The organism is Mesorhizobium sp. WSM4809, assembly GCF_055811655.1.
In genome coordinates this window covers 179,039-200,283 of record NZ_JBVVQW010000003.1, presented here as the reverse complement: position 1 = coordinate 200,283, position 21,245 = coordinate 179,039, and the positions used below count along the sequence as shown (strand labels likewise).

Sequence of the window (21,245 nt, the reverse complement as noted above, 5' to 3'; positions counted from 1 at the left end):
GTGAAAGGTCGAAATAAGGGGGAGTATAGCCAATCTATTCCCCTGGGGAGCAAAATATGGATCGCCTCGATAGAAAAATCCTCCGCCTCTTGCAGGAGGACGCGACACTCGCGGTCGCCGACGTCGCCAAGAAAGTCGGGCTGTCGACGACGCCTTGCTGGAGGCGCATCCAGAAGCTCGAGGAGGAGGGCGTCATCAAGCGGCGCGTTGCCATTCTCGACCATGAAAAGGTCAATGTGCGCGTCACCGTCTTCGTGTCGATCCGCACCAATTCGCATAGCCATGAATGGCTGCGGCGTTTCTCGGAAGTCATCCAGGAGTTTCCCGAGGTGGTCGAGTTCTACCGCATGAGCGGCGACGTCGACTATCTCCTGCGCGTCGTGGTGCCCGACATCGCGGCCTATGACGCCTTCTACAAGCGGCTGATCGCCAAGATCGAAATCCGTGACGTTTCATCATCCTTCGCCATGGAGCAGATCAAGTACACGACCGAAATCCCGCTCGACTACATGGTGCTGGACAAGGAATCGGGTGCCAACGCCGCCTGAACTGCAGCAGGTTGTCCTGCTTAGTTCTTCTTTTTGTTGAGGAAACTCCAGGGAGAATTGACCGGCAGGGTGACGGTGTCCGGCACGCTGCCGACAGCGACCACATCTGCCTTGCGGACGCTGTAGCCAGACTGGATGACGCTGACGCCGTCGAGGATGAACAGCTGGCTCTTCTCCATGTCCGGCTTCAGCGCGCCGGTGACCGCGACAGGCTGATACGCCTCGGACATTTTGTAGGGACGGGCCGGCGTGACCAAGACAATCTGGTTGGGCGGGGGCGTCGGCATGTGGCTGCACGCACCCGTCCAGGGCACCAGCAGGAACTGATAGACGAGATCGCCATCGCGATCGACCGGCAATGCGTAGCCGGCTAGCTGAATGCTTTTGTCCTGCAGGTTGAGGGACAGCGTCTCGCCATGGTCGGGCAATTTTTCCGCGATCATCGGCAGCCCGACGTTTTCGGCGGCGGATTGCGTAGCCGGACGCAGATCCTTCCAGAATATGTGCGCGGTCTCGGCCGAGGCATCGGTGGCCGCGGACACAAACAATGCCGCTGCGAACGCCAGGATTGATATGGGAGGATTGCTCATTGGCCGCATACCTTTGAAGCTCAGTAAAGACGCCGCTGTCAGCGACGTCAACGCTCCCGCCGCATCACATGTCGGCGGCCGCATCACATGTCGGCGAGATCCAGACATGCGGAAAGCGGGTTTCCGCGCCGTCAGCCTTTCCTTGCGGCGATCCGCGCCAGCGTCTTGGCATTGGACAGCTCCCTTACCGCGTCCTTGCCGATCCAGCGCGCCGTCCTGTCGGTCGACTGCGCCAGCCGTTCGGCGACAGCCAGGGCAGCGCCGTGCATGTCCATCGATCGTTTGCCGATCGACCGAAGCGCCCAGTTCACGGCCTTCTTCACGAAATTGCGGCTGTCGTTCGCATGCGTTTCGATGATCGGCAGGAAGGAGAGGAAGGTCGCCCCTGGCTCCTTCTTCCGGTGGACGACGGACCAGGCCATCATGGCGAAGGCCGTGCGCCGAACGAACTCCCGCTCATCGGCCGCAAACTCGGCGATCAGTTCTTTCCAGGCGTCCGTATCGACAAAGAGATCGGAGACGCCGTCGACGATGTCCCAGGAGTCGAAACTAGCCGCCCATCGTCTTGCATCTTCAGCAGAAAACCGTTTCGGGTCAGCCGTGACGGAGGCGATGAACTGCGCCTCCATGATGCCGGTGTCCCATAGCTCGAAGGCGCGCTCGTGGTTGCGTTTGATCTTCCTGGCGATCTGCCGCTGCATGCCGTGCGTGATACCAAGTGCACGGTCGATCTTGATGCCGTAGCGCAACATGCCGAGGCGGTTCTCCTCCGATCCGATAGCGCGCAGATGGGCGACGATTTCCGCGACACTTGACTGAGGCGAAAGCTCTGCCACCGCAGAAACCTATTTCTCGAGACGGGCGAGCAGCGAGGACGTGTCCCAGCGCTTGCCACCCATCGCCTGCACATCCTTGTAGAACTGGTCGACGAGTGCGGTGACCGGCAGTCTGGCGCCATTGCGATCGGCCTCGGCCAGGCAGATGCCGAGATCCTTGCGCATCCAGTCGACGGCGAAGCCGAAATCATATTTGCCGGCGTTCATCGTCTTGTGGCGGTTCTCCATCTGCCAGGAGCCCGCGGCGCCCTTGGAAATCACCTCGATCACCTTCTCGATGTCGAGCCCGGCCTTCTTGCCAAAATGGATGCCTTCGGCCAGGCCCTGGACGAGACCGGCGATGGTGATCTGGTTGATCATCTTGGTGAGCTGGCCGGCACCGGCCGACCCCATCAAGCCGACCATGCGGGCAAAAGCGTCGATGACAGGCTTCGCTCTGTCGAAAGCGTCCTGCTCGCCGCCGACCATGACGGTCAGCACGCCGTTCTCGGCGCCGGCCTGGCCGCCCGAGACCGGCGCGTCGAGAAACGAAAAACCACCGACTTGCGCCGCCGCCGCCAGCTCGCGAGCGACCTCGGCCGAGGCCGTGGTGTTGTCGATGAAGACCGAACCCTTCTTCATCGATTTGAAGGCGCCTTCCGGACCGGTCGTCACCGAACGCAAATCGTCGTCATTGCCGACACAGGAGAAGACAAAATCCTTGCCTTCGGCGGCCTGTGCTGGCGTCGCCGCAAGGCTACCGCCATGCCGGCCAACCCATTGCTCGGCCTTGGCCTTGGTGCGGTTGTAGACGGTGACGTCATGGCCGCCCTTGTTCTTCAAGTGCCCGGCCATCGGATAGCCCATCACGCCAAGACCGAGAAATGCAACAGATGCCATGAGCTTGCCCTTCAGAAACGGAATTTGCTGCGAGACGTCTAGGCTCTGCGCGCAATTCGTCAAGATGCGCAGGGCAGGATCGACTGGTGCAGCTGAATTTGAAAATAGTCAGCGTTTCAGGTGAACGGTGATCCGGCGCTCGATCCATTCGACTCCATGACGCAATATCTCGACCATCACCAGATAGACGAGCGCGACCCAGATATAGGCCTGGATGTCGAACGAGTTGGCGAAGGCGAGCTTGGCATTGCCCATCAGATCATAGACCGTGATGATGGCGACGATGGCGGAAGCCTTGACCATCAGGATCAGTTCGTTGCCATAGGGCCGCAAGGCGACGATCAAGGCTTGCGGCAGGATGATCTTGCGCAAGGTTTGCAGTTTGTGCAGGCCAAGCGATGCCGCCCCTTCCCATTGCCCTCTTGGCACGCTCTCGATGGCGCCGCGCAGAATCTCGGCCTGATAGGCGGCGGTGTTGAGCGCAAAGGCAAAGACGCCGCAATTGAACGCGTCCTTGAAAAAGTCCCAGAGGCCGATCGACTGGAGCTCGACCCTGAACGAGCCCAATCCGTAATAGACGAGATAAGTCTGCACCAGCAGCGGCGTGCCGCGGAAGAAATAGACGTAGCAATAGGCGAGGCCGGACAGGATCCGGTTCTTGGACATGCGCCCATAAGCGACGGGCACCGACAGAATCGCGCCGAGCACCATCGATATGGAAACCAGCGCGAGCGTAACCCCAAGCCCGCTCAAATAGGCGGGCGCATATTTGGCGAAGAAAGCGGGATTCCAGGCAAGGAAGAGATAGCTGACGATGCCAATGCCGAACAAAATCCATAGGCAGACCAGCGCGTAACCGGCGATACGCCTGCGCGGCCAGCCGCGCGCCCGTGGCGGCGGACGTTCGACCATTGTGGCCGTGGCGCTCATCGCTGCGCCTCCTGCCGGCCAAGCGAGCGCAGAATAGCGCTGGTGGCGAAGGACGACAGGACGGCCAGGCCAAGAAACACCAGCGAGGCGACACCGAAGAACAGGAAAGCATGCTTGGTGACGCGGGCGGCAATGCTGGCGTTACGCAGCGTCTCGGCCAGGCCGACGACCGACACCAGCGATGTGTCCTTGAGCAGGCTGAGCCAGCAGTTCTCCAGGCCGGGGAACGCGATGCGCAGCAGCTGCGGCACGATCACCTTGCGCATGGTCAGCCAGTTCGAAAGACCAATGGCATAGCCGCCTTCATACTGGCCTTTGGGAATGGCGCGGAAGGCGGAAAGAAAAACCTCGCTGGCATAGGACGAGAAGATCAGCGCAAGCACGATCATGCCGGCGACGAAGCTGTTGACGTCGATGGTGGTGTCCGGCCGGAAATACCTGACGAGATGCTGCAGCAGGATCGGCATGCCGAAGAAGAACAGGAAAAGCGTCACCAGTTCCGGCAGGCCGCGAAAGACCGTGGTGTAGATGTTGGCGGCAAGGCGCAGCGAGGGTTCTTCGGACTGCTTGGCGAGGGCGATGAAAAAGCCGATCGTCAATCCGATGGGCAGCGTGGCAAGCGCAAGCGCAATGGTGATCAGTGCGCCATAGGCAATATCGTCAAGCCAGCCTTCGGGTCCCCAACTGAGAAGTGTCCATATGCTCTGGGCTGGCATCGACCGGTCTTATCTCCACGGCATTCCTGAGATGAATAGAAAGACGGCGGGGAAATTCCCGCCGTCTTGACCTTTATCAGGACTCGGCGCCGTAGACGTCGAACTTGAAGTACTTGTCGTTGATTTCCTTGTATTTTCCATTGGCGCGGATGGCGTCGATTGCCGAATTGAGCTTGTTGACCAGGTCGGTCTCGCCCTTGCGCACGGCAATGCCGGCGCCCGGCCCGAATATCTCGACCGGCTGCGGCGACGGCTGGCCAAGGATCTTGCAGCAGGCGCCATCAGGCGAATCCAGAAACTGCTGCAGCACGACGATATCGTCCTGGATGGCGTCGAGACGCCCATTGGCAAGATCGGCCTGCTCCTCGGGGCTGCTCGGATAACCCTTGACGGTGCTGTCGGTGTAGGTCTTCGAGGCATAGTTGAAATGCGTGGTGGTGGTGGCGACGCCGATGGTCTTGCCGGCGAGATCTTCCTTGGTCACGCCTTTCAGCGTCGAGTCTTTCGGCACCGCGAGCGCCGACGGCGTGTTGTAGTATTTGTTCGAGAAGTCGACCTTTTCCTTGCGCTCGGGCGTGATCGACATCGAGGCGACGATGGCATCGAACTTGCCGGCCTGGAGGGCTGGAATGATGCCGTCCCAATCCTGGGCGACGAAGGTGCACTTGACCTTCATCTCGTCACAAAGCGCCTTGGCGATGTCGATGTCGAAGCCAACGAGCTGTCCGTCGGCGGTCAAATTGTTAAATGGCGGGTAGGCGCCTTCGGTGCCGATCCTCAGGGTCTTTTCCTGGGCCTGGGCGACGCCGAGCGTCAGCAGCGCGGCCGATGCGGCAAGCGCGATACGCAGTGAAATACGCATGATGGTCCTCTCTTTATGGTCCCGGCCGTCGTTCCGAACGGCTCTGTGGGGCGGTGCTTTTGACCGCCCGCTGGCGCGATACTCCCACTCTTTCCAAGAAAAAAGCAACTGCAAAACCGTAAAAATGGGCAAGGCTATTCTGCCGTTGCGTCAGCGCTCAAGCAACGAGCCCGGTGGTGCGCTCGATGAAGTCGGCTATCGATTTTGCATCGTCGAGATCGAATACCGGCAGCTGCTCGCCTTCAATCGCAAAATCGGCTGCGACAGCGACGATGTTGGGATCCTCCGCCGAAAGCGGCGTGCGGTCCTTCGCATCCAGCCGGCGGGTTTCGATCTTGTCGTGGGCTTCGCGCTTGTAGCCCTCGACCAGCACCAGGTCGCAAGGGGCAAGCCGCGACAGGACAGTCTCCAATGTCGGCTCATCCTCGCCGCGCAGCTCGTGCATCAGTGCCCAGCGAACGCCGGAGACGATCGCGACTTCGGTGGCGCCGGCCTGCCGGTGGCGAAAACTGTCGGCACCCGGTTTGTCGATGTCGAAATCATGATGGGCGTGTTTCACCGTCGACACCTTCCAGCCGCGCCGGACAAGTTCGGTGACCAGCCTTTCGGTCAAAGTCGTCTTGCCGGAATTCTTCCAGCCGGTGATGCCGAAGACGCGTCTGTTCATGGCTTGATGCTCTGCAACAGACGCTCGGCAGACACAAGATCGTCCGGTTCGTTGATGTTGAAGAAAGGGTCGATCCCCGCCGATTGCAGAACCGGGAATTCCACCTCGACAAAACCGTGCCGGTCGATGAAAGCCGAAACCCGCCTGATATCCTCGTCGACCAGAAAGTGCCGCAAGGCATCGCGGCAGCCGAGCGGCCAGAGCGCGAAGGTCGGGTGCCGCTTGCCGGCCGAGCAGGCTACGGCAATCGAACTGGGACTTCGATCGGCGGCCGCTGCCAGGCGCTCGACAAGGTTCAACGGCAGGAAAGGCGTGTCGCCGGCAGCACTGACGATCGCTTTGCAAGACGTATTGGCCGCGGCCCATTCGAGGCCGGTCAGGATTCCGGCGAGCGGCCCGGCAAAGCCGGGCACGCTGTCGGCAAGCACCGGCAGTCCAAAGCGCAGGAATCGCGCAGGGGCGCCATTGGCGCTGAGCGCCAACGATTCTATTTGCGGGGTGAAGCGCGACACGACCTGGTCAAGCAGGCAGCCATCGCCAAGCGGCAACAGGCTCTTGTCGCCACCGCCCATCCGTCTCGACTGGCCACCGGCCAGGATGATCCCCGCAATGTCTCGCTTCATGCCACGAAGCCTGTACGCCAGCCGTCGGAAATCACAAGAACCTTCAATGATCTGGCTAGATTCCGTCAGGCACCATTGTCGGCCCCGTGCTTTCGGCGACGATCTTTCGCCGGCCGACCACACGCTCGCGGTAGAGCGCATAAAGGCCGGAGCCGATGATGATGGTGGCGCCGACGATCATCGGCGGATCGGGGATATCGGCAAAGATGAAAAGGCCAAGCAGGATTGACCAGATCAGGGCGGTATAGCGGAACGGCGCGATGAAGGAGATGTCGCCCGCCCGCATCGCCATGATGATGAACTGGTAGCCGATCACCACCAGCACCGCGGCCAGAGCCAGCAGGGCTGTGCTGTCCCCCGTCATCGGCGTCCAGCCGCCCATTGCCGGCAACAGCGCCGCACCGACGATTGTCATGGCAAGCGCGGTCGCCGTCGACACCAGCAATGTCGGAATGGCCTTGGGAATCTGCTTGGTGGCGAGATCGCGCACCGCACAACAGGCGACGCTGGCCAGCGCCGCCAGCGAGTAGATGCTGAACCCTTCAAAGCCGGGCCGCACGATAATCAGCACACCGGCAAATCCGATGGCGATGGCCAGCCAGCGCCGCCAGCCGACAGCCTCGCTAAAGACGAGTGCGGCCCCCATCGTCACCGCCAGTGGCAGCGCCTGCAGCACCGCCGAAACATCGGCGATCGGCAAATGGGCGAGGGCGACGAGGAAACTCACCGTTGCGCCGGCCTCGCTGATCACGCGCAAGGCGACCAGAGGCTGCAGCATCGAGCCCGGGCGGGCGAGAGCGCCGCGCTGCCAGGCGAGCAAGCCGACGAAAAGCGAAGCGAAAGCCCCACGGATCAACATGACCTGCGCCATGTTCATCGATTGTGACGAGTATTTGGTGATGGCATCGTTGAGGCAGAAGCCGGCCATCGCCACCATCATGAACAACGCGCCGCGAATATTTGGTGACAGGGGCAAGACGGCTACCGGTTCTGCTAATGCATGTCGCCCAAAAGTGACCTCGGTTTTGGGGAAACGACACGCATAAGAAACAAAGACCTAAAGCGCGTCGCCTGAATCCGTTCAAACGCGACGCGCTTTAGGCAGCAAGCCTGTAACAGCCGGGCGTGAAACAGCAACAGCAAAGGGCTGGGCCACAGCCTTGTTTGTGGCTCAGAAGATCACCTGCAATGGCGGCAGAACTTACTTCTTCGGCGTCAGCACCTCGGTGCCATTGCCTTCCTTGCCGGCGATGGTCCACAGACCATGCAACGAGCCGTCGTCCGTCATCTTGTAGACGACGAGGCCGATATCCTTGCCCATGACATAGCCGGCCGAGAAGGCATCATCGTTGCGCATGCAGATGCCGTCGGAAGATGAGCCACCGGTTTCCCAATGGATCGCGCAGGTCGTCCCGCTGGTCAGCGTGATGGTTGCCTCGCCGCCATAGGCAGAGCCGTCGAAGTTGGTGCCGGCGACCGCATAAGTGCCGCCGATCGACTGTGCCGCAGCGGGCACGGCCGCGAGACCAAGCAAGGCTAGAGAAAGAACGAGTTTGCGCATGGTGTATTCCCCCTGTGAGCGAAGATCCGCTTCCAGGGAAGGCTAGGCTGGAACAAGCTAGCCGTAAATCCGGCTGCGGTTCGCGAACAAGACTTTTTCTGGGGCGTGGTCCGAAACTTTCATGGCCCTTGAGACTGCCGGCAATGGCGCCGACCAGCGGGTCGTATTTCGACTTCAGGGCCGGAGGGTAGTCGACCCAGACCGTGCGGATGATACCGTCTCTCCCAAACAGACGTCGCTCGTAAAACATCTTTCCATCCTTAACGCCCGACAGCACCGCCCAATCGCTGCCGGCCTTGCCATAGGTCACCTTGTAGCCGGCTTCATCGCTGGCCTTCTCGGCCGCCACAAAGCCCTTCGGCGTATCGTTGTCTATGTTGAGGATGCCGGAGCAGATCAGGCTGGCGCCATCGGCGCTCAGCCATTGCTGTCCGTCGCCATTATCGGGCTCCGGCTGGCGGTGAAGATCTCGTCGGGAAAGGTGCAGACGGTGCCGAAGCGCTCGTTCACATAAGTGAACGGCGCGGCGACCGCACTGCTTGCTGCCATTGTCGCAATCGCCAGGAATGAAGAGTGCAGCCGCATGCTCGCCTCGAGTCATGATCCGAAGCGATCTTGCATGAATTTCACGAAAAGATCAGCCGCCGGTGACGCTCATATGGCGTGACACCGATGGGCGGCTGGTGCGGCGGTCGATGATGAAGTCGTGGCCCTTGGGCTTGCGGCCGATGGCTTCGTCTATTGCATCGGCGACCAGCTCGTTGCCTTCGGAGGCGCGCAAGGGCGCGCGCAGGTCGGCGGCATCTTCCTGGCCCAGGCACATATAGAGGGTGCCGGTGCAGGTCAGCCGGACGCGGTTGCAGCTTTCGCAGAAATTATGCGTCATCGGCGTGATGAAGCCGAGCCGTCCGGCAGTCTCTGCGACCTGGACATAGCGGGCCGGGCCGCCGGTCTTGAAGGGAATGTCGGTCAGCGTGAACTGGCGTTCCAGCGACGCGCGCAGCAGCGACAGCGGCAGATACTGGTCGGTGCGGTCTGCATCGATCTCGCCCATCGGCATGGTTTCGATGACCGTCAGGTCCATGCCGCGGCCATGCGCCCAGCGCATCATCTCGGGCAGCTCGGCGTCGTTGAAATCCTTCAATGCCACCGCGTTGAGCTTGACCTTCAGCCCCGCGGCCTGCGCGGCATCGATGCCTTGCATGACCTTGTCGAGATGGCCCCAGCGGGTGATCTTGTGGAACTTGTCGGCATCGAGCGTATCGAGCGACACGTTGATGCGCTTGACGCCGCAATCGGCGAGTTCGGCGGCAAAGCGCGACAGCTGCGAGCCGTTGGTGGTCAGCGTCAGCTCTTCCAGCGCGCCGCTGGCGAGATGCCGCGAGAGCTGGCGCACCAGATGCATGATGTTCTTGCGCACCAGCGGCTCACCGCCGGTCAGGCGCAATCGCCTGACGCCCTTTTCGATGAAAACCGTGCACAGCCGGTCGAGCTCTTCCAGCGACAGCAGGTCCTTCTTCGGCAGGAAGGCCATGTCCTCGGCCATGCAATAGGTGCAGCGGAAATCGCAGCGGTCGGTGACCGACACGCGGAGATAGCTGATCGTGCGGCCGAAAGGATCAATCATGTCCATGCTTCAAGCGCTTCCTGTGGCCGTGAACGGCTTCGTTATATACCGCTATGTGATACGATCCGGCCTGCCATTCAAGATAGCGCCTCTCGATCTTTGGTAACATCTCTCAGCCGACATCGCATGTCGGTCGGTCTCATCAGGCCTTTTCCCGTTTGGCGAAGCGGCGTAGGGAAGGGCGGATGAGACGGGATCGAACAGCATGACCGCACCGAAAGAGCTCAGGGTCTCCAAGGACCGCAAACTTCTGTCCGTCACCTTTCCCGACCACCATCCATTCGAATTACCGGCGGAACTGCTGCGCGTCGCCTCGCCATCGGCCGAAGTGCAGGGCCATTCGCCGGATCAGCGGGTGACGGTCCCCGGCAAGCGCAATGTGGCAATCCTCAAGATCGAGCCGGTCGGCAACTACGCCGTGCGCATCACCTTCGACGATTTCCACGACACCGGCATCTTCACCTGGAATTACCTGCATGCGCTCGGCCACGAGAAGGATGCGCGCTGGGAAGCCTATCTCGCGGAGCTTGCGGAAAAGGGCCTGAGCCGGGACCGCTAAAATTGATTCCCCTCGCTGTCGTCAAAACGTCATCGAGATGGCGTAGCGCCGGCAAAGGTTCGGAGGCGAAAACATGTCCGTCATCACCACGGTCGAGCAGCTCGAGGCGCTCTATGGGGTTCCAGGCGAGGCCTCGCTGGTCAAGGAACTCGACCAAATCATTCCCGAATATGCCGCCTTTATCGAAGCCTCGCCCTTTGTCGCGCTGGCGACCAGCGGGCCGGAGGGGCTTGATTGCTCGCCGCGCGGCGATCTCGCCGGCTTTGTGCGCATCCATGATCCGAAAACCCTGATGATGCCGGACCGTCGCGGCAACAACCGCGCCGATTCGCTGAAAAACATTATCCGCGACCCACGTGTTGGGCTGCTGTTCCTGGTACCTGGTTCGGGCACGACGCTGCGCATCAATGGCCGCGCTCATGTTACAACGGATACAGCGCTGTGCGCGTCATTCACGGTGGAAGGCAAGGCGGCTCGATCGGTGACCGTTATCGATATCGACTCGGTCTATTTCCAATGCGCCCGGGCCATCGTCCGCTCCGAGCTCTGGAACGCAGCAAGGCACGTCGACCCGAAGTCGCTGCCGACGCCCGGACAGATCCTGGAAATCACCAGCCGCAGGAACATCGACGGCGAGACCTACGACAAGGAATGGCCGGAACGGGCGAAGAAGACGATGTGGTAGGTCCGGGCTGAAAGGCCGTCACGCCTCTTTCAGCACATCATAGATCTTGCGCATCTGCTCGCCGATCATGTCGCATTGCTCCGGCGTCGACTGGCTCATCGCCTTCTCGATCAGCGCCATATGCACTTTCAGCGCCTGCATCAACAGCGCCTCGCCAGCCTCGGTGAGGGCAAGCCGCAGGATGCGCTTGTCCTTCTCGTCGCCTTCGCGGCGCAGCAGGCCACGCGCTTCCAGCTGCGGCAAAAGCATGGTGATGTTGGAACGGCCGACGAGCAGCTTGCGGGCAAGATCGTGCTGCGACATGCCGGGGTGGCGATAGAGGTTCATCAGCACGTCGAGCTGCGCCGGTTTCAAATCGAGCGGCGCAAGCTTCACCGCCAGCGTGCGCTCCAGCACATGGCAGGCGCGCGCCACCGCGACCCAGTTGCGGAAACGCGGGTTATCCCAAGGCAGCTCTTGTTTATTGTTCATCTTTGAACTATTATGTTCATGCTTGAACGTATGGATGGATTTTCACTATGGCATCATTCGGGCTGAAGGTCATCCGGGGCGTGTTCGGTGCGGCAGAGCGTGTCGCGCCGCGGCTTAGCGGACGCGCGGCGTTCGAATTGTTCTGCCGCACCCCGAATGTCAAGGCGCTCAGCGATGGCGAGCGCCGTGCTGTCGACCGTGCGGCCGGGTTCATGACCGAGGCACGTCATCACCGGCTGAAGACCGCGACCGGCTGCGTCATGGTGCACGAGTTCCGCCCGGAGCCGGGCAGGGCGGCCGCCGGCACGGTGCTCGTCGTCCATGGCTGGCGCTCGCGCACCGAATATATGCGCGCCTTGATCGAAGGTTATCGCGCCGCCGGCCACCGGGTCGTTTCGCTTGACCTGCCCGGCCACGGCCAGTCGCAGGGCCGGCGCCTGAACATGGTCAATGCGGTGGATGCGGTGCGGGTTGCCGGCGAATGGTTCGGCCCCTTCGTGGCGGCGGTCGGCCATTCCTTCGGCGGCGCCGTCGCCGCCAACGCCATCGCCGGTTCGGTCAAGAACATCCCGCCGCTGGCGGCCGGACGCCTGGTGCTGATCGCGGCGCCAAGTTCCCTGCCGGCGATCTTTGCCGACTTCAGCCGCATGCTCAATGTCGGCCCGCGCTCGCAAGCCGCCATGGCGGACCGGGTCGAGCATCTTTCCGGCCGGCCCCTGCACGAATTCACCGGCGACCGCCAACTTGCCCAGGCGCCGGTGCCGACCCTGGTCATCCATGCGCAGGACGACCGCGAAGTCTCGGCCGATCATGCAAGGCGCTATGCCGGCGCCGGCGGCCATGTGCGGCTCTACTGGGCCGACGGGCTCGGCCACCGCCGCATTCTCGCCGACAAGGGCGTGGTCGAACGCGCGGTTGGCTTCGTGGCGAATCGCGAGCCATTGCTGCTGCACTGAGCGGCGGTCGAGATTATTTCTTCTTCTCGCCGGCTTCGACCGGCAGTCCGGCGGCCTTCCAGGCGGTGTAGCCGCCAAGGATGTGCTTGACCGGCGAAAGCCCCATGTCCTGCGCCGTCTTTGTGGCCAGCGCCGAGCGCCAGCCGCCGGCGCAGAAGAACACGAAGTTCTTGCCCGAGGCGAAGAACGGCTTGTGGTAAGGGCTTTCGGGGTCGATCCAGAACTCCAGCATGCCGCGCGTGACATGCTTGGCGCCGGGAATCTTGCCGTCGCGTTCCACTTCGCGTGGATCGCGCAGATCGACGAAGATGGTGTCTTCATCGTCGATCAGCCCGGCCGCCTCCTCCGGCGAAACCACCTCGATCACGGCGTTCGCCTCGTCCAGCAGCTCGCGATAACCCTTTTTCACGCTCTCATCCCTCCCGGCCTTGCTGGCGGATTTCGAGCACACCAGCCGGCGTTTGTCACGCCGCGCTGCCGCCGGCCAGCGTCCTCCAGGCCGCCATGGCCCCGGCTACCGTCGCCAGCAGGGCATTATGCGAGGCGCCGTCGCGCGCCTGGATCGACATGCCGTGCTGGACCGTGGCGAAGAAAGTCGCGGCAGCACTAGAGTCGAAATCCGCCGGCAATTCGCCTTCGGCAACGCCGCGCTCCAGACGCTTCTGCAGGGCAGTGTGGTTTTCGGCGCGACGGCGGCGCAGGTCGTCGCAGATGGCGCCGCGGCTCGAATCCTGATGCAGCGCGCCCAGCGTGATCAGGCAGCCCTGCGGACGATCGCTCTGCGCATAGGCCCTCGCCGTCAGGCACAGAAATTGTTCGATCGCCTGCCGCGCGGTCGGAGCTTCCTCCAGCGCCAGCCAGATGTCGGCACCCTCGGTGTGCGAGTAAAAATCCGTCGCCTCCAGGAACAGCGCCTCCTTGCTGCCGAAGGCAGCGTAGAGGCTGGGCGAGTTGATGCCCATGGCGGCGGTCAGCTCGCTCATCGATGCGCCTTCGTAACCACGGGCCCAGAACACCTCCATCGCGCGGCGCAGGGCTGCGGTTCGATCGAAAGTGCGGGGGCGGCCTCGTTCCGACATGATGCTCTTTTCTGTGTTGATCGATACATAATTAAGTTGACGCCGACGGGCAAGGCTGACAGGTATTTATGTATCGATCGTTACAAAAGGAGAAATCGATGTCATCCAACCAACTGGGCGGCAAGGCCGCGCTCGTCACCGGCGGCAGTCGCGGCATCGGTGCGGCGATTGCGCGACGGCTCGCGGCCAACGGCGCCAGTGTCGCGCTGACTTATGTGCATGGCGAGGAGCAGGCCCGCTCGGTTGTCGCCGAAATCGAGGCCAAGGGCGGCCGCGCCATCGCGATCAAGGCCGACAACCGCGATGCGGTGGCCATAGACAAGGCCGTCGATGACGCAGTGACCGCCTTCGGCCGGCTCGACATCCTGGTCAACAGCGCCGGCATCTGGCGGGCCGCCCCCATCGACACGCTGTCGCTCGCAGATTTCGACGAGACTATGGAGGTCAACCTCCGGGCTCCATTCATCGCCTCGAAGGCGGCGGCCGTGCATATGGGTGAGGGCGGCAGCATCATCTCGATCGGCAGCAACCTTGCCGAGAGGGCGACCGACGGCAGCCTCACGGCCTATTCGGCCAGCAAGGCGGCGCTGGTCGGCCTGACCAAGGCGCTGGCGCGTGACCTCGGCCCGCGCGGCATCACCGCCAACGTCGTCCATCCCGGTTCGACCGACACCGACATGAACCCGGCCGACGGCCCGCATGCCGAGCATCAGCGCCGGAAAATGGCAACACCGCGTTTCGGCAAGGCCGATGACATTGCCGGTATGGTCGCCTGGCTTGCAGGCCCTGAAGGCCGCTTCGTCACCGGCGCTGCCCTGACCATCGATGGCGGCGCCAACGCCTGATCCCGAGAGATTTCCGGCTGGGGCGGAACAACCCTCCGCTCCAGCCGTCACGATCTTGTGAAACCGTTCTGCAACATGCTTTCCAAAATTTATGAAAGCTTAACGAAATCGGTATGAATCAGTATAGTCGCGCCTTACATCCGCCATGCGGTGAGCGGGACGATCTAGCGTGCGGAACGGGAACCGGTTGCGGCCGGAGCGGGTGATTCATGAAATTCCTCGGAAACAAAGCAACCGTGATGCCGCTGGTGGCGATCGCGGCAACGCTGGCTTTCGGTGTACCCCAGGCAGGCGCGCAGGGGCTGTTCGACATGCTTTTCGGCGGCGGCGTAAAGCATGCGCCGAAAGGCGAGTTTCCGCCCCCGCCACCGAAGCACAAACCAAAGCCGAAGGCTCCGGCCAGCGGTGGCGGTGGCGGCGCGAGAATCAGCAGCCCATCCTATTACACCTACAAGGCGGACCGGCTGGTTCGCGTCGACTTCTCGGCGCTGGCCCCGACGCCAGAGCCGGCGGCGCCACAGGATGCGGCTTTCGTGCCGGCGGCAACGGGCGCTGCGTTTCGTGAAGCGGTTGCCAGCTTGGCTGACTACGAACTCTTAGCCGAGCCCGACATCGCCAAGGCGCTGATCGCGTATTACTCGGCCAATCCGGATTTCATCTGGATAAGCGGAACCAGCCTCAACAGCCGCGCGCAGGATGCGGTTCGGGTGCTTGGCGAGGCTTCAAGCTATGGCCTCACGCCCGCCGACTATACGGTCGAAGTGCCCGCTGCCGGCGCATCGACGACTGACGCCAATGCGCAACTGAAAGAACTCGTCCGTTTCGAGATGGCGCTTTCCGCGCGTGTGCTGCGCTATGCCCATGACGCCCAGAACGGCCGCGTCGATCCCAACCGCATGACCGGCTACTATGATTTCCCGGCCAAGCCGCTCGACTTGCAAGGCGTGCTGAGGACGCTGGCGCATACCCAGCAAGTGCGCACCTATCTCGAATCGCGGCATCCGCAGAATGCGGAATACCAGGCGCTGCGCGTCGAACTGGAAGCGCTGCAGGCCAGTGCGGAAAACGAAATCGTCGTCGACCCCAAACTGTTGCTGAAGCCGGGCGAAACCAGCCCCGAACTGCCGAAGCTGCTGACCTTGATCGCGCGCAATCTCGATGACGAGATGGGCGGCGCCTATGGCGAGATCCTGTCCAGGCTGGCCACCAGCGAAGTCTATGATCCGGAACTGGTCCCGGTCATCAAGGCCGTGCAGCAAAAGGCAGGCATGAAGGGCGACGGCGTCATCGGGCCGCGCACCGTCGCGACGCTGGCCGGAACATCCAAGGCCGACAAGCTGCTGAAGGTGGAAGTGGCGCTGGAGGAACTGCGCTGGCTGCCCTCCGATCTTGGCAGCCCGCGCGTCTTCATCAACCAGCCGGCCTTCACCGCGAGCTACATCGACAATGGCGAGGAAAAGCTCAAGACGCGTGTCGTCGTTGGCCGGACCACCAACCAGACCTCCTTCTTCTACGACCAGATCAAGCAGGTCGATTTCCATCCCTATTGGGGCGTGCCGCAATCGATCATCGTCAACGAGATGCTGCCGAGATTGCGCAACGATCCGGGCTATCTCGACCGGTCCGGCTATGAGGTGACGGATTCGCGCGGCAAGCGCATTCCTTCGTCGGCGGTCAACTGGGGCGCCTATGGCGCGAACATCCCCTACAGCGTGCGCCAGCAGCCGAGCGAGGCCAACGCGCTGGGCGAGTTGAAGATCCTGTTCCCCAACAAGCACGCGATCTACATGCACGACACGCCGCAGAAATCATTCTTCCAGCGAGATATGCGCGCGCTCAGCCATGGCTGCGTGCGGCTGCAGGACCCGCGCGGCATGGCGGCGGCGGTGCTTGGCACCTCCGTGGACTATATCGCCGAGAAGCTGAAGCACGGCCACTCGACCGAGAATGTGACACGCACGATCCCGGTCTATGTCGCCTATTTCACCGCCTGGCCTGATCTGTCCGGCAAGGTCGAATATTTCGGCGACGTCTACGACCGCGACTCGCGCCTGAAGCAGGCTCTGGACGCCACGGAGGCGGTTCGCTCGCCTTCGAGTTGATCCAGGGCTTTCGGTAGGCCGTTAACTCATAAATACGGCATGACCGAAAGCGGAAAGGCGGCCGAGAGGGAACGAGGAGCGGCGGCTACCGTTATCGAACAAGCTCAAAACGCAACTGTGATCCTGTTTCCGCAGGGACGAACGATGTTGAGCGCTCGAAGCGGAGGCGCCTGTGTCGAGCCACTATGCGATTCTCGAAGCCCCCTCCACGCTGGGCCTGGCGACCGACGGTGTGGAGCGCTTGCCTGGCCGGCTCCTGGACCTTGGCCTTGCGGAGCGCATCCAGGCGCGCCGCGCCGGGCGGCTGGCTGTGCCTCCGAAGGACCCGACGCCCGATCCCGAGACCGGCACCCTGAACGCCAGGGCAATTGCGCAGTGGTCGCCCAAGCTCGCCGACGCCGTGGAAGCGGTGCTTGACGCAGGCGGGTTTCCAGTGGTGCTGGGCGGCGATTGCACGATTGTGCTGGGCTCGGCGCTCGCGTTTCGACGGCGCGGCCGCTACGGCTTGCTCTTCATTGACGGCAACGCCGATTTCTTCCAGCCAGAGGCGGAACCCAATGGTGAGGGTGCCTCGATGGACCTCGCCTTCGTCACCGGCTACGGTCCGTCGCTCCTGACCGACATCGAAGGTCGCGCTCCTCTGGTCCGCCCTGAAGACGCTGTCGCCTTCGCGTATCGCGATCACAAGGATCAGGAGGAGTACGCAAGCCAGCCGCTCCCCGAGGAGCTCAAGGTGCTTGACCTTCCCGCTGTGCGCGCCACGGGCATCGAGGCCGCCGCACGCGAAGCGGTCGATCACCTGACGAGAGCGGAATTGGACGGCTTCTTCATCCATCTCGACGCCGACTGTCTCGACGACGTCATCATGCCGGCTGTCGATTTTCGCGTGCCAGGCGGGTTGTCGTGGGACGAGTTAACGGCCGCGCTCCGGCTTGCCTTGGCGAGCGGCAAGGCAGTGGGCCTCGAGATCACCATCTACAATCCGCGCCTTGATGAGGACGGCAGCGCCGGACGCGGCCTCGCCGACGTACTGGCCGCTGCGCTCGGAACAGCAGCGCCATGACTGCCTTCATATTGCGGCGGAATCTGTTTCAAGGCTCCGCATGAGCCGATCGGCGTGGCTCCGCGATTGTGAGTCTGCAAGCTAGTAGCGCTCGAACAGTGGCCGCCGGAAGCCGGCGTCGCGCCCGGCGATCAGCCAGTAGAGCAAGCCGGCGACAAGGCCGGCAGCGGCAATGATGCCGATGTCGACCCAACGCTCCGGGTCCATATCCTCCGGTGCGCTCGGCCAGATCAGGGCGAAGCCGCCGACCGCGGCGCCGGCGCCGAAAACCATGTGCAGCAGGACATTGCGCAGCGAGAAGAACTCGGCGATCAGCGCGAAGATCAGCGTCTGCAGCGCGGTCACCACGATGGTCAGGAAATAGACGAACATGCCGAGCGGCGGCACCAGCAGCACCGCGATCGGCGAAACGCCCATGACGTCGAAATAGCTGGGCGCGTTGGGCAAGGAACTGAGCACGCCATAGATCACCGCGATGGCGATCAGGCCGACCAGCACCGACACGAAGTAGCCGGCCAACATCATCAATATGCGCTTCATTACGTGCTTCGCCGTCGCCATCCCCATCCCCCAATGCGGCGCCTGGAGCAATTCCAGGAAAAGTGTGAACGGTTTTCCGTCCGGAATTGCGTCAAAACAAAGAGTTAGAGTAGTTCACCGTTCCATGAAACGGTGAACTGCTCTGGCGCGACAGTCAGCCATCAAAGCGGGACAGACGCAAGGGGAGGCGACGGTTGGCAAGGGCAATCGCTTCGGACCAAGCCCGACTTGTGGCGGAAACCATCAATCGCCGAAGTCAGCGCTGCCCCTCATCGCCCTGCCGGGCGTTCGTTGTTCGAAAAGCCAAGCAGTTGGCTTTTCGTCCGCTGCGCGGACCACGCCTCGACTCCCCGTATAGTGACGGGGAGAAGGGGGCTGGCCGCAACGCCGGCGCCATCCTTGCCTTGCAAAGGCTGGTGATTGGCGAAACCATCGATGCCAGCGTCCCTCTCCCCGTCACTATACGGGGAGAGGATGCCGGCAGGCAGGTGAGGGGCGGCGGTGGCGGAAAGGCCGATGACACAGCCAAGAAAGGCCAGTGGATTCGCGTCGGAACGTTCCCCTATTTCGGCTCCGCCGTCACAGGATCGTAGGTGATTTCAACCTTCGCCTTGTCCGCCGTGTAATAGGTGACGGTGTAGGCGCCGCTGTCCCAGTCGACCTCGTCCACATAGCGAAAGCCGTCGCGCTGCTCGACCTTGGCGATGATCTCCGACAGCTTCTTGGCATTGGGCGGCGGCAGCGGCTTGTCGTCCGCGGCCAAGGCTGCCCCGCCGGCGAGAAGAACGGCGACGCTGGTCGCCAGAAGCAATCTGGACATGGCTTTCCCTCAAGTTTCGTCGGACAGAAACTCGCTGGCGTGCCGGTTTGTTCCGCAGCCGGAATGCGTGCCGAATCAGTCCACCGGTTTGCAGCTGCCCGAATGAGAGCCGCCGCCCGTTTGACTTACGCGGCGCGTCGTTGAGCGGGGTGGAGACCTGAACGGGTTCGGCGAGGGTCGACGGCGGTCACGATGCTGTGGTGGTGATCGCAATAGACGCGATCCGCCGAAGTTGGCCCGGCACAGAAGCGATAACCGCCGGGCACTGACCGGTCTTCGCTCACCGGGAAGCGGCACTGATAGACGCCTAGCTGAATGAGGGGGACGTCTTTCGAAATCGGTCTGACATTTTCTGGCATGGTTTTTCAGGTTCCTGGTTCATAGCCATTGCCGGCTGACGGCCGCAATGCGACCGCGTCAAAGCGAGCTTCTCTCGTTTTGGAGAGCTGTGGGTCACCATATGGTGTTGGTCGCGGTGTCAATGAAGCCCCGAAACCCTGCTTTCGCAAGCCAATCGTTGCGACTTAAGGCCACACTTGCCGCTGGGAGGGCGGGCTCGGAAGCGAATCCGTTTTGTCAGCAGACAGTGTGGTCGCGTCCCCGAGCATCTCTGCGAACCGCTTCGCCGGTGCTAAAGTGTGTCTGCACTCGCCAAACAGCAGGGATATGAGGCATGCCCGAAATCACCCGCCGTACACTTCTTGCGTTCACCGCCATGGCCTCGGTCATTGAACCGAAATTTGCCGAAGCGGAAGGGGCCTCATCCGAATTGCGGGCGCTGATCGGAGCCCATGAAGCCAGCTATGTCGGGCTTCACAGGGCTGTTCATCGAGTGGGCAGCAGCAGCCACGAACGCAAGACGGCAGACCGGATTGAACAGGAAGCCTTGCTGGCCATCTGCTCCTACCCGGCGATCAGCCGAGGCGACCGCCGGGCCAAGGCCGATTACCTGCTGACCGCCGAGGCTCGGGGTGAACTCGACCTGGAAGAGCACATGCAGGCCATCCTGCACTCGATGAAGCGCTGATCGCGGCTCGTGCATCTCCAGACATCGCCGACTTCCGTAAGGATTTTGGTGGGCGATGCAGGGATTGAACCTGCGACCCCACCCGTGTGAAGGGTGTGCTCTCCCGCTGAGCTAATCGCCCGCTCGTTGCCCGAAGGCCAAGCGAGCCGCGATATAAGGGAGGCGGGTGCGGTAAGTCAAGGCGCTGTCCGGCGTTCTGACACGGATCGGTTTTGCTGTGCTTTGCGCCCTGTCTCGGACCGACGCTGGCCGCCTTCCGGTCAGTTTCCCGCAGCGGCGATCAGCCTTTGCGCAAGATCGAGCGTCAGCGCATCGAAATGCGAAATCACCGCCGAGGGTTCGAATTCGCGGACATGGCGGTCGGTGTAGCCGAAATCGACCGCCACCACGGGAATGCCGGCGGCTTTTGCCGTGTCGATGTCGGTTTGCGAATCGCCGACCATCAGCGCGCGGTGCGGGTCGCCGCCGGCCAGCTTGATGGTCTCGATCAGATGGCGCGGGTCGGGCTTGCGGAAGGCGAACGTGTCCTGGCCGGCGATGGCCGCGAAATGTTTGGTCAGGCCGAGCGCCTCGATCAGCGCCAGCGAGTTGGCTTCGTATTTGTTGGTGCAGATGGCCAGGATATAGCCGGCATCCTCGAAGCGCGCGATCGCCTCGACGACACCGGGGTAGGGGCGCGACTTGCCGGGGATGTTGAGTGTGTAGTGGTCGAGGAAAAGTTTCAGCAGCCGGTCGTGCTCCTCGACGGCAAGCGATCGCTGATGGGCGGCGTGCGCCCGCTCGATCATCACCCGGCCGCCGTGGCCGACGAAACGCCTGAAGCCGGCTTCGTCGACCGCCGCGATCTCGCTGGCGGCCAAGCTGTGGTTCAGGCTGTCGAGCAGGTCCGGCGCTGTGTCGATCAGCGTACCGTCGAGGTCGAACACGATGATCGGTCGGGTCATGGTCTGTCCTGGGCAGGTGTGCAATGGGCAGGCGATAGCGGCTGCGGCGCGTCATGGCAAGCTGACTGGGGGCAAGCCGGCTTGGCAATCGCTTCAGACCGGTGACAGTTTCAACGTGTGGCGGGACCACCAATTGTGGAAGCCGGCGCTGCCCCTCATCGCCCTGCCGGGCACTTCTCCCCGTATAGTGACGGGGAGAAGTGGCTGGCCGCAATGACGGCGCCCTTCTTGCAACGCTGGTGATTGGTGAAACCACCGATGAGAGTGTCCCTCTCCCCGTCACTATACGGGGAGAGGATGCCGGTAGGCAGGTGA

26 protein-coding genes and 1 tRNA gene are annotated in these 21,245 nt (G+C 62.3%); 8 read left to right on the top strand and 19 right to left on the bottom strand.

What is annotated here, in order from left to right; translation table 11 throughout:
• The first annotated feature begins 56 nt into the window (after positions 1–56).
• Entirely contained in the window at positions 57–548 is a 492-nt protein-coding gene (locus AC0L24_RS09080) for an Lrp/AsnC family transcriptional regulator (RefSeq protein ID WP_006205209.1), read from the top strand.
• A gap of 20 nt (positions 549–568) precedes the next feature.
• On the opposite strand, the gene AC0L24_RS09075 is transcribed toward AC0L24_RS09080, so the two are convergent.
• From AC0L24_RS09075 to moaA, 12 genes are all read right to left on the bottom strand, one after another.
• The gene (locus AC0L24_RS09075) at positions 569–1,138 is read right to left on the bottom strand and encodes a DUF3299 domain-containing protein (protein ID WP_127397786.1); all 570 of its coding nucleotides are present in this window, start codon (positions 1,136–1,138) and stop codon (positions 569–571) included.
• 131 nt (positions 1,139–1,269) lie between these two features.
• Positions 1,270–1,974: a DNA alkylation repair protein gene (locus AC0L24_RS09070; protein WP_127397787.1), complete on the bottom strand. Its 705-nt coding sequence runs from the start codon at positions 1,972–1,974 to the stop codon at positions 1,270–1,272.
• Positions 1,975–1,983: 9 nt separating this feature from the next.
• A complete protein-coding gene (locus AC0L24_RS09065; protein ID WP_127397788.1) occupies positions 1,984–2,853 on the bottom strand; it encodes an NAD(P)-dependent oxidoreductase in 870 nt (289 codons plus the stop codon).
• Positions 2,854–2,961: 108 nt separating this feature from the next.
• Positions 2,962–3,783: an ABC transporter permease gene (locus AC0L24_RS09060; protein WP_127810422.1), complete on the bottom strand. Its 822-nt coding sequence runs from the start codon at positions 3,781–3,783 to the stop codon at positions 2,962–2,964.
• Positions 3,780–4,499, bottom strand: a complete 720-nt coding sequence (locus AC0L24_RS09055) for an ABC transporter permease (protein WP_127270845.1) — start codon at positions 4,497–4,499, stop codon at positions 3,780–3,782. The genes AC0L24_RS09060 and AC0L24_RS09055 overlap by 4 nt, the downstream gene beginning before the upstream one ends.
• A gap of 76 nt (positions 4,500–4,575) precedes the next feature.
• On the bottom strand, positions 4,576–5,361 hold the full coding sequence (locus AC0L24_RS09050; RefSeq protein ID WP_128289160.1) for an ABC transporter substrate-binding protein: 786 nt from the start codon (positions 5,359–5,361) through the stop codon (positions 4,576–4,578).
• Positions 5,362–5,518: 157 nt separating this feature from the next.
• Positions 5,519–6,028 (bottom strand): molybdopterin-guanine dinucleotide biosynthesis protein B, encoded by a 510-nt coding sequence (mobB, locus tag AC0L24_RS09045; protein WP_127269775.1) that lies wholly within the window; start codon positions 6,026–6,028, stop codon positions 5,519–5,521.
• Entirely contained in the window at positions 6,025–6,651 is a 627-nt protein-coding gene (gene mobA, locus AC0L24_RS09040; RefSeq protein ID WP_127408648.1) for a molybdenum cofactor guanylyltransferase MobA, read from the bottom strand. Before mobA ends, mobB begins: the two co-directional genes overlap by 4 nt.
• Before the next feature lie 55 nt (positions 6,652–6,706).
• A complete protein-coding gene (locus AC0L24_RS09035; RefSeq protein ID WP_128289162.1) occupies positions 6,707–7,627 on the bottom strand; it encodes a DMT family transporter in 921 nt (306 codons plus the stop codon).
• A 225-nt stretch (positions 7,628–7,852) separates the two neighbouring features.
• Entirely contained in the window at positions 7,853–8,212 is a 360-nt protein-coding gene (locus AC0L24_RS09030; protein ID WP_128289163.1) for a hypothetical protein, read from the bottom strand.
• A 417-nt stretch (positions 8,213–8,629) separates the two neighbouring features.
• Positions 8,630–8,761: a hypothetical protein gene (locus AC0L24_RS09025; protein WP_473563659.1), complete on the bottom strand. Its 132-nt coding sequence runs from the start codon at positions 8,759–8,761 to the stop codon at positions 8,630–8,632.
• An 88-nt stretch (positions 8,762–8,849) separates the two neighbouring features.
• A complete protein-coding gene (moaA, locus tag AC0L24_RS09020; protein ID WP_473563658.1) occupies positions 8,850–9,845 on the bottom strand; it encodes a GTP 3',8-cyclase MoaA in 996 nt (331 codons plus the stop codon).
• Between the two features lie 199 nt (positions 9,846–10,044).
• Here moaA and AC0L24_RS09015 point away from each other — a divergent pair, with 199 nt between their 5' ends.
• Together AC0L24_RS09015 and AC0L24_RS09010 are read left to right on the top strand one after the other, a co-directional pair.
• Positions 10,045–10,398, top strand: a complete 354-nt coding sequence (locus AC0L24_RS09015) for a gamma-butyrobetaine hydroxylase family protein (protein ID WP_127810416.1) — start codon at positions 10,045–10,047, stop codon at positions 10,396–10,398.
• A gap of 73 nt (positions 10,399–10,471) precedes the next feature.
• The gene (locus tag AC0L24_RS09010; RefSeq protein WP_128289165.1) at positions 10,472–11,083 is read left to right on the top strand and encodes a pyridoxamine 5'-phosphate oxidase family protein; all 612 of its coding nucleotides are present in this window, start codon (positions 10,472–10,474) and stop codon (positions 11,081–11,083) included.
• 18 nt (positions 11,084–11,101) lie between these two features.
• Here the strand turns inward: AC0L24_RS09010 and AC0L24_RS09005 are convergent, their stop codons facing one another.
• On the bottom strand, positions 11,102–11,554 hold the full coding sequence (locus tag AC0L24_RS09005) for a MarR family winged helix-turn-helix transcriptional regulator (protein ID WP_023813960.1): 453 nt from the start codon (positions 11,552–11,554) through the stop codon (positions 11,102–11,104).
• Positions 11,555–11,601: 47 nt separating this feature from the next.
• Between AC0L24_RS09005 and AC0L24_RS09000 the strand changes: the two genes are divergently transcribed.
• The gene (locus AC0L24_RS09000; RefSeq protein ID WP_127270854.1) at positions 11,602–12,510 is read left to right on the top strand and encodes an alpha/beta hydrolase; all 909 of its coding nucleotides are present in this window, start codon (positions 11,602–11,604) and stop codon (positions 12,508–12,510) included.
• A gap of 13 nt (positions 12,511–12,523) precedes the next feature.
• On the opposite strand, the gene AC0L24_RS08995 is transcribed toward AC0L24_RS09000, so the two are convergent.
• Both AC0L24_RS08995 and AC0L24_RS08990 read right to left on the bottom strand, forming a co-directional pair.
• A complete protein-coding gene (locus AC0L24_RS08995) occupies positions 12,524–12,919 on the bottom strand; it encodes a rhodanese-like domain-containing protein (protein WP_292635023.1) in 396 nt (131 codons plus the stop codon).
• Between the two features lie 55 nt (positions 12,920–12,974).
• Positions 12,975–13,589 carry a TetR/AcrR family transcriptional regulator gene (locus AC0L24_RS08990; RefSeq protein ID WP_292654473.1) on the bottom strand — a complete coding sequence of 205 codons (615 nt, stop codon included), beginning with the start codon at positions 13,587–13,589 and terminating at the stop codon, positions 12,975–12,977.
• A gap of 98 nt (positions 13,590–13,687) precedes the next feature.
• Between AC0L24_RS08990 and AC0L24_RS08985 the strand changes: the two genes are divergently transcribed.
• The 3 genes from AC0L24_RS08985 (at position 13,688) to AC0L24_RS08975 (ending at position 17,599) form a co-directional block, all read left to right on the top strand.
• Positions 13,688–14,434, top strand: coding sequence for a 3-oxoacyl-ACP reductase family protein (locus AC0L24_RS08985; RefSeq protein ID WP_473563657.1), 747 nt, complete (start codon positions 13,688–13,690; stop codon positions 14,432–14,434).
• A gap of 209 nt (positions 14,435–14,643) precedes the next feature.
• Entirely contained in the window at positions 14,644–16,536 is a 1,893-nt protein-coding gene (locus AC0L24_RS08980) for a L,D-transpeptidase family protein (protein ID WP_473563656.1), read from the top strand.
• A 172-nt stretch (positions 16,537–16,708) separates the two neighbouring features.
• Positions 16,709–17,599: an arginase family protein gene (locus AC0L24_RS08975; protein WP_473563655.1), complete on the top strand. Its 891-nt coding sequence runs from the start codon at positions 16,709–16,711 to the stop codon at positions 17,597–17,599.
• 81 nt (positions 17,600–17,680) lie between these two features.
• Here AC0L24_RS08975 and AC0L24_RS08970 read toward each other — a convergent pair whose 3' ends face one another.
• Together AC0L24_RS08970 and AC0L24_RS08965 are read right to left on the bottom strand one after the other, a co-directional pair.
• Entirely contained in the window at positions 17,681–18,166 is a 486-nt protein-coding gene (locus AC0L24_RS08970; RefSeq protein ID WP_164749075.1) for a hypothetical protein, read from the bottom strand.
• A gap of 535 nt (positions 18,167–18,701) precedes the next feature.
• The gene (locus AC0L24_RS08965; protein ID WP_127269438.1) at positions 18,702–18,959 is read right to left on the bottom strand and encodes a PepSY domain-containing protein; all 258 of its coding nucleotides are present in this window, start codon (positions 18,957–18,959) and stop codon (positions 18,702–18,704) included.
• A gap of 673 nt (positions 18,960–19,632) precedes the next feature.
• Here AC0L24_RS08965 and AC0L24_RS08960 point away from each other — a divergent pair.
• Positions 19,633–19,986 carry a hypothetical protein gene (locus tag AC0L24_RS08960; protein WP_473563654.1) on the top strand — a complete coding sequence of 118 codons (354 nt, stop codon included), beginning with the start codon at positions 19,633–19,635 and terminating at the stop codon, positions 19,984–19,986.
• Positions 19,987–20,032: 46 nt separating this feature from the next.
• On the opposite strand, the gene AC0L24_RS08955 is transcribed toward AC0L24_RS08960, so the two are convergent.
• Positions 20,033–20,107: transfer RNA gene (locus AC0L24_RS08955), tRNA-Val, on the bottom strand.
• Positions 20,108–20,246: 139 nt separating this feature from the next.
• Entirely contained in the window at positions 20,247–20,930 is a 684-nt protein-coding gene (locus AC0L24_RS08950; RefSeq protein WP_128310019.1) for a phosphoglycolate phosphatase, read from the bottom strand.
• Between the last annotated feature and the right edge of the window lie 315 nt (positions 20,931–21,245).

Bases quoted from the DNA above. Each gene is read 5' to 3' on its own strand.
- AC0L24_RS09075 (WP_127397786.1), bottom strand. From the start codon at position 1,138: ATGAGCAATCCTCCCATATCAATCCTGGCGTTCGCAGCGGCATTGTTT.
- mobB (WP_127269775.1), bottom strand. From the start codon at position 6,028: ATGAACAGACGCGTCTTCGGCATCACCGGCTGGAAGAATTCCGGCAAG.
- moaA (WP_473563658.1), bottom strand. From the start codon at position 9,845: ATGGACATGATTGATCCTTTCGGCCGCACGATCAGCTATCTCCGCGTG.
- AC0L24_RS09030 (WP_128289163.1), bottom strand. From the start codon at position 8,212: ATGCGCAAACTCGTTCTTTCTCTAGCCTTGCTTGGTCTCGCGGCCGTG.
- AC0L24_RS08990 (WP_292654473.1), bottom strand. From the start codon at position 13,589: ATGTCGGAACGAGGCCGCCCCCGCACTTTCGATCGAACCGCAGCCCTG.
- mobA (WP_127408648.1), bottom strand. From the start codon at position 6,651: ATGAAGCGAGACATTGCGGGGATCATCCTGGCCGGTGGCCAGTCGAGA.
- AC0L24_RS08965 (WP_127269438.1), bottom strand. From the start codon at position 18,959: ATGTCCAGATTGCTTCTGGCGACCAGCGTCGCCGTTCTTCTCGCCGGC.
- AC0L24_RS09065 (WP_127397788.1), bottom strand. From the start codon at position 2,853: ATGGCATCTGTTGCATTTCTCGGTCTTGGCGTGATGGGCTATCCGATG.
- AC0L24_RS09025 (WP_473563659.1), bottom strand. From the start codon at position 8,761: ATGGCAGCAAGCAGTGCGGTCGCCGCGCCGTTCACTTATGTGAACGAG.
- AC0L24_RS08980 (WP_473563656.1), top strand. From the start codon at position 14,644: ATGAAATTCCTCGGAAACAAAGCAACCGTGATGCCGCTGGTGGCGATC.
- AC0L24_RS09010 (WP_128289165.1), top strand. From the start codon at position 10,472: ATGTCCGTCATCACCACGGTCGAGCAGCTCGAGGCGCTCTATGGGGTT.
- AC0L24_RS08960 (WP_473563654.1), top strand. From the start codon at position 19,633: ATGCCCGAAATCACCCGCCGTACACTTCTTGCGTTCACCGCCATGGCC.
- AC0L24_RS08970 (WP_164749075.1), bottom strand. From the start codon at position 18,166: ATGGGGATGGCGACGGCGAAGCACGTAATGAAGCGCATATTGATGATG.
- AC0L24_RS09000 (WP_127270854.1), top strand. From the start codon at position 11,602: ATGGCATCATTCGGGCTGAAGGTCATCCGGGGCGTGTTCGGTGCGGCA.
- AC0L24_RS09080 (WP_006205209.1), top strand. From the start codon at position 57: ATGGATCGCCTCGATAGAAAAATCCTCCGCCTCTTGCAGGAGGACGCG.
- AC0L24_RS09055 (WP_127270845.1), bottom strand. From the start codon at position 4,499: ATGCCAGCCCAGAGCATATGGACACTTCTCAGTTGGGGACCCGAAGGC.
- AC0L24_RS09005 (WP_023813960.1), bottom strand. From the start codon at position 11,554: ATGAACAATAAACAAGAGCTGCCTTGGGATAACCCGCGTTTCCGCAAC.
- AC0L24_RS08985 (WP_473563657.1), top strand. From the start codon at position 13,688: ATGTCATCCAACCAACTGGGCGGCAAGGCCGCGCTCGTCACCGGCGGC.
- AC0L24_RS08950 (WP_128310019.1), bottom strand. From the start codon at position 20,930: ATGACCCGACCGATCATCGTGTTCGACCTCGACGGTACGCTGATCGAC.
- AC0L24_RS09060 (WP_127810422.1), bottom strand. From the start codon at position 3,783: ATGAGCGCCACGGCCACAATGGTCGAACGTCCGCCGCCACGGGCGCGC.
- AC0L24_RS09050 (WP_128289160.1), bottom strand. From the start codon at position 5,361: ATGCGTATTTCACTGCGTATCGCGCTTGCCGCATCGGCCGCGCTGCTG.
- AC0L24_RS09015 (WP_127810416.1), top strand. From the start codon at position 10,045: ATGACCGCACCGAAAGAGCTCAGGGTCTCCAAGGACCGCAAACTTCTG.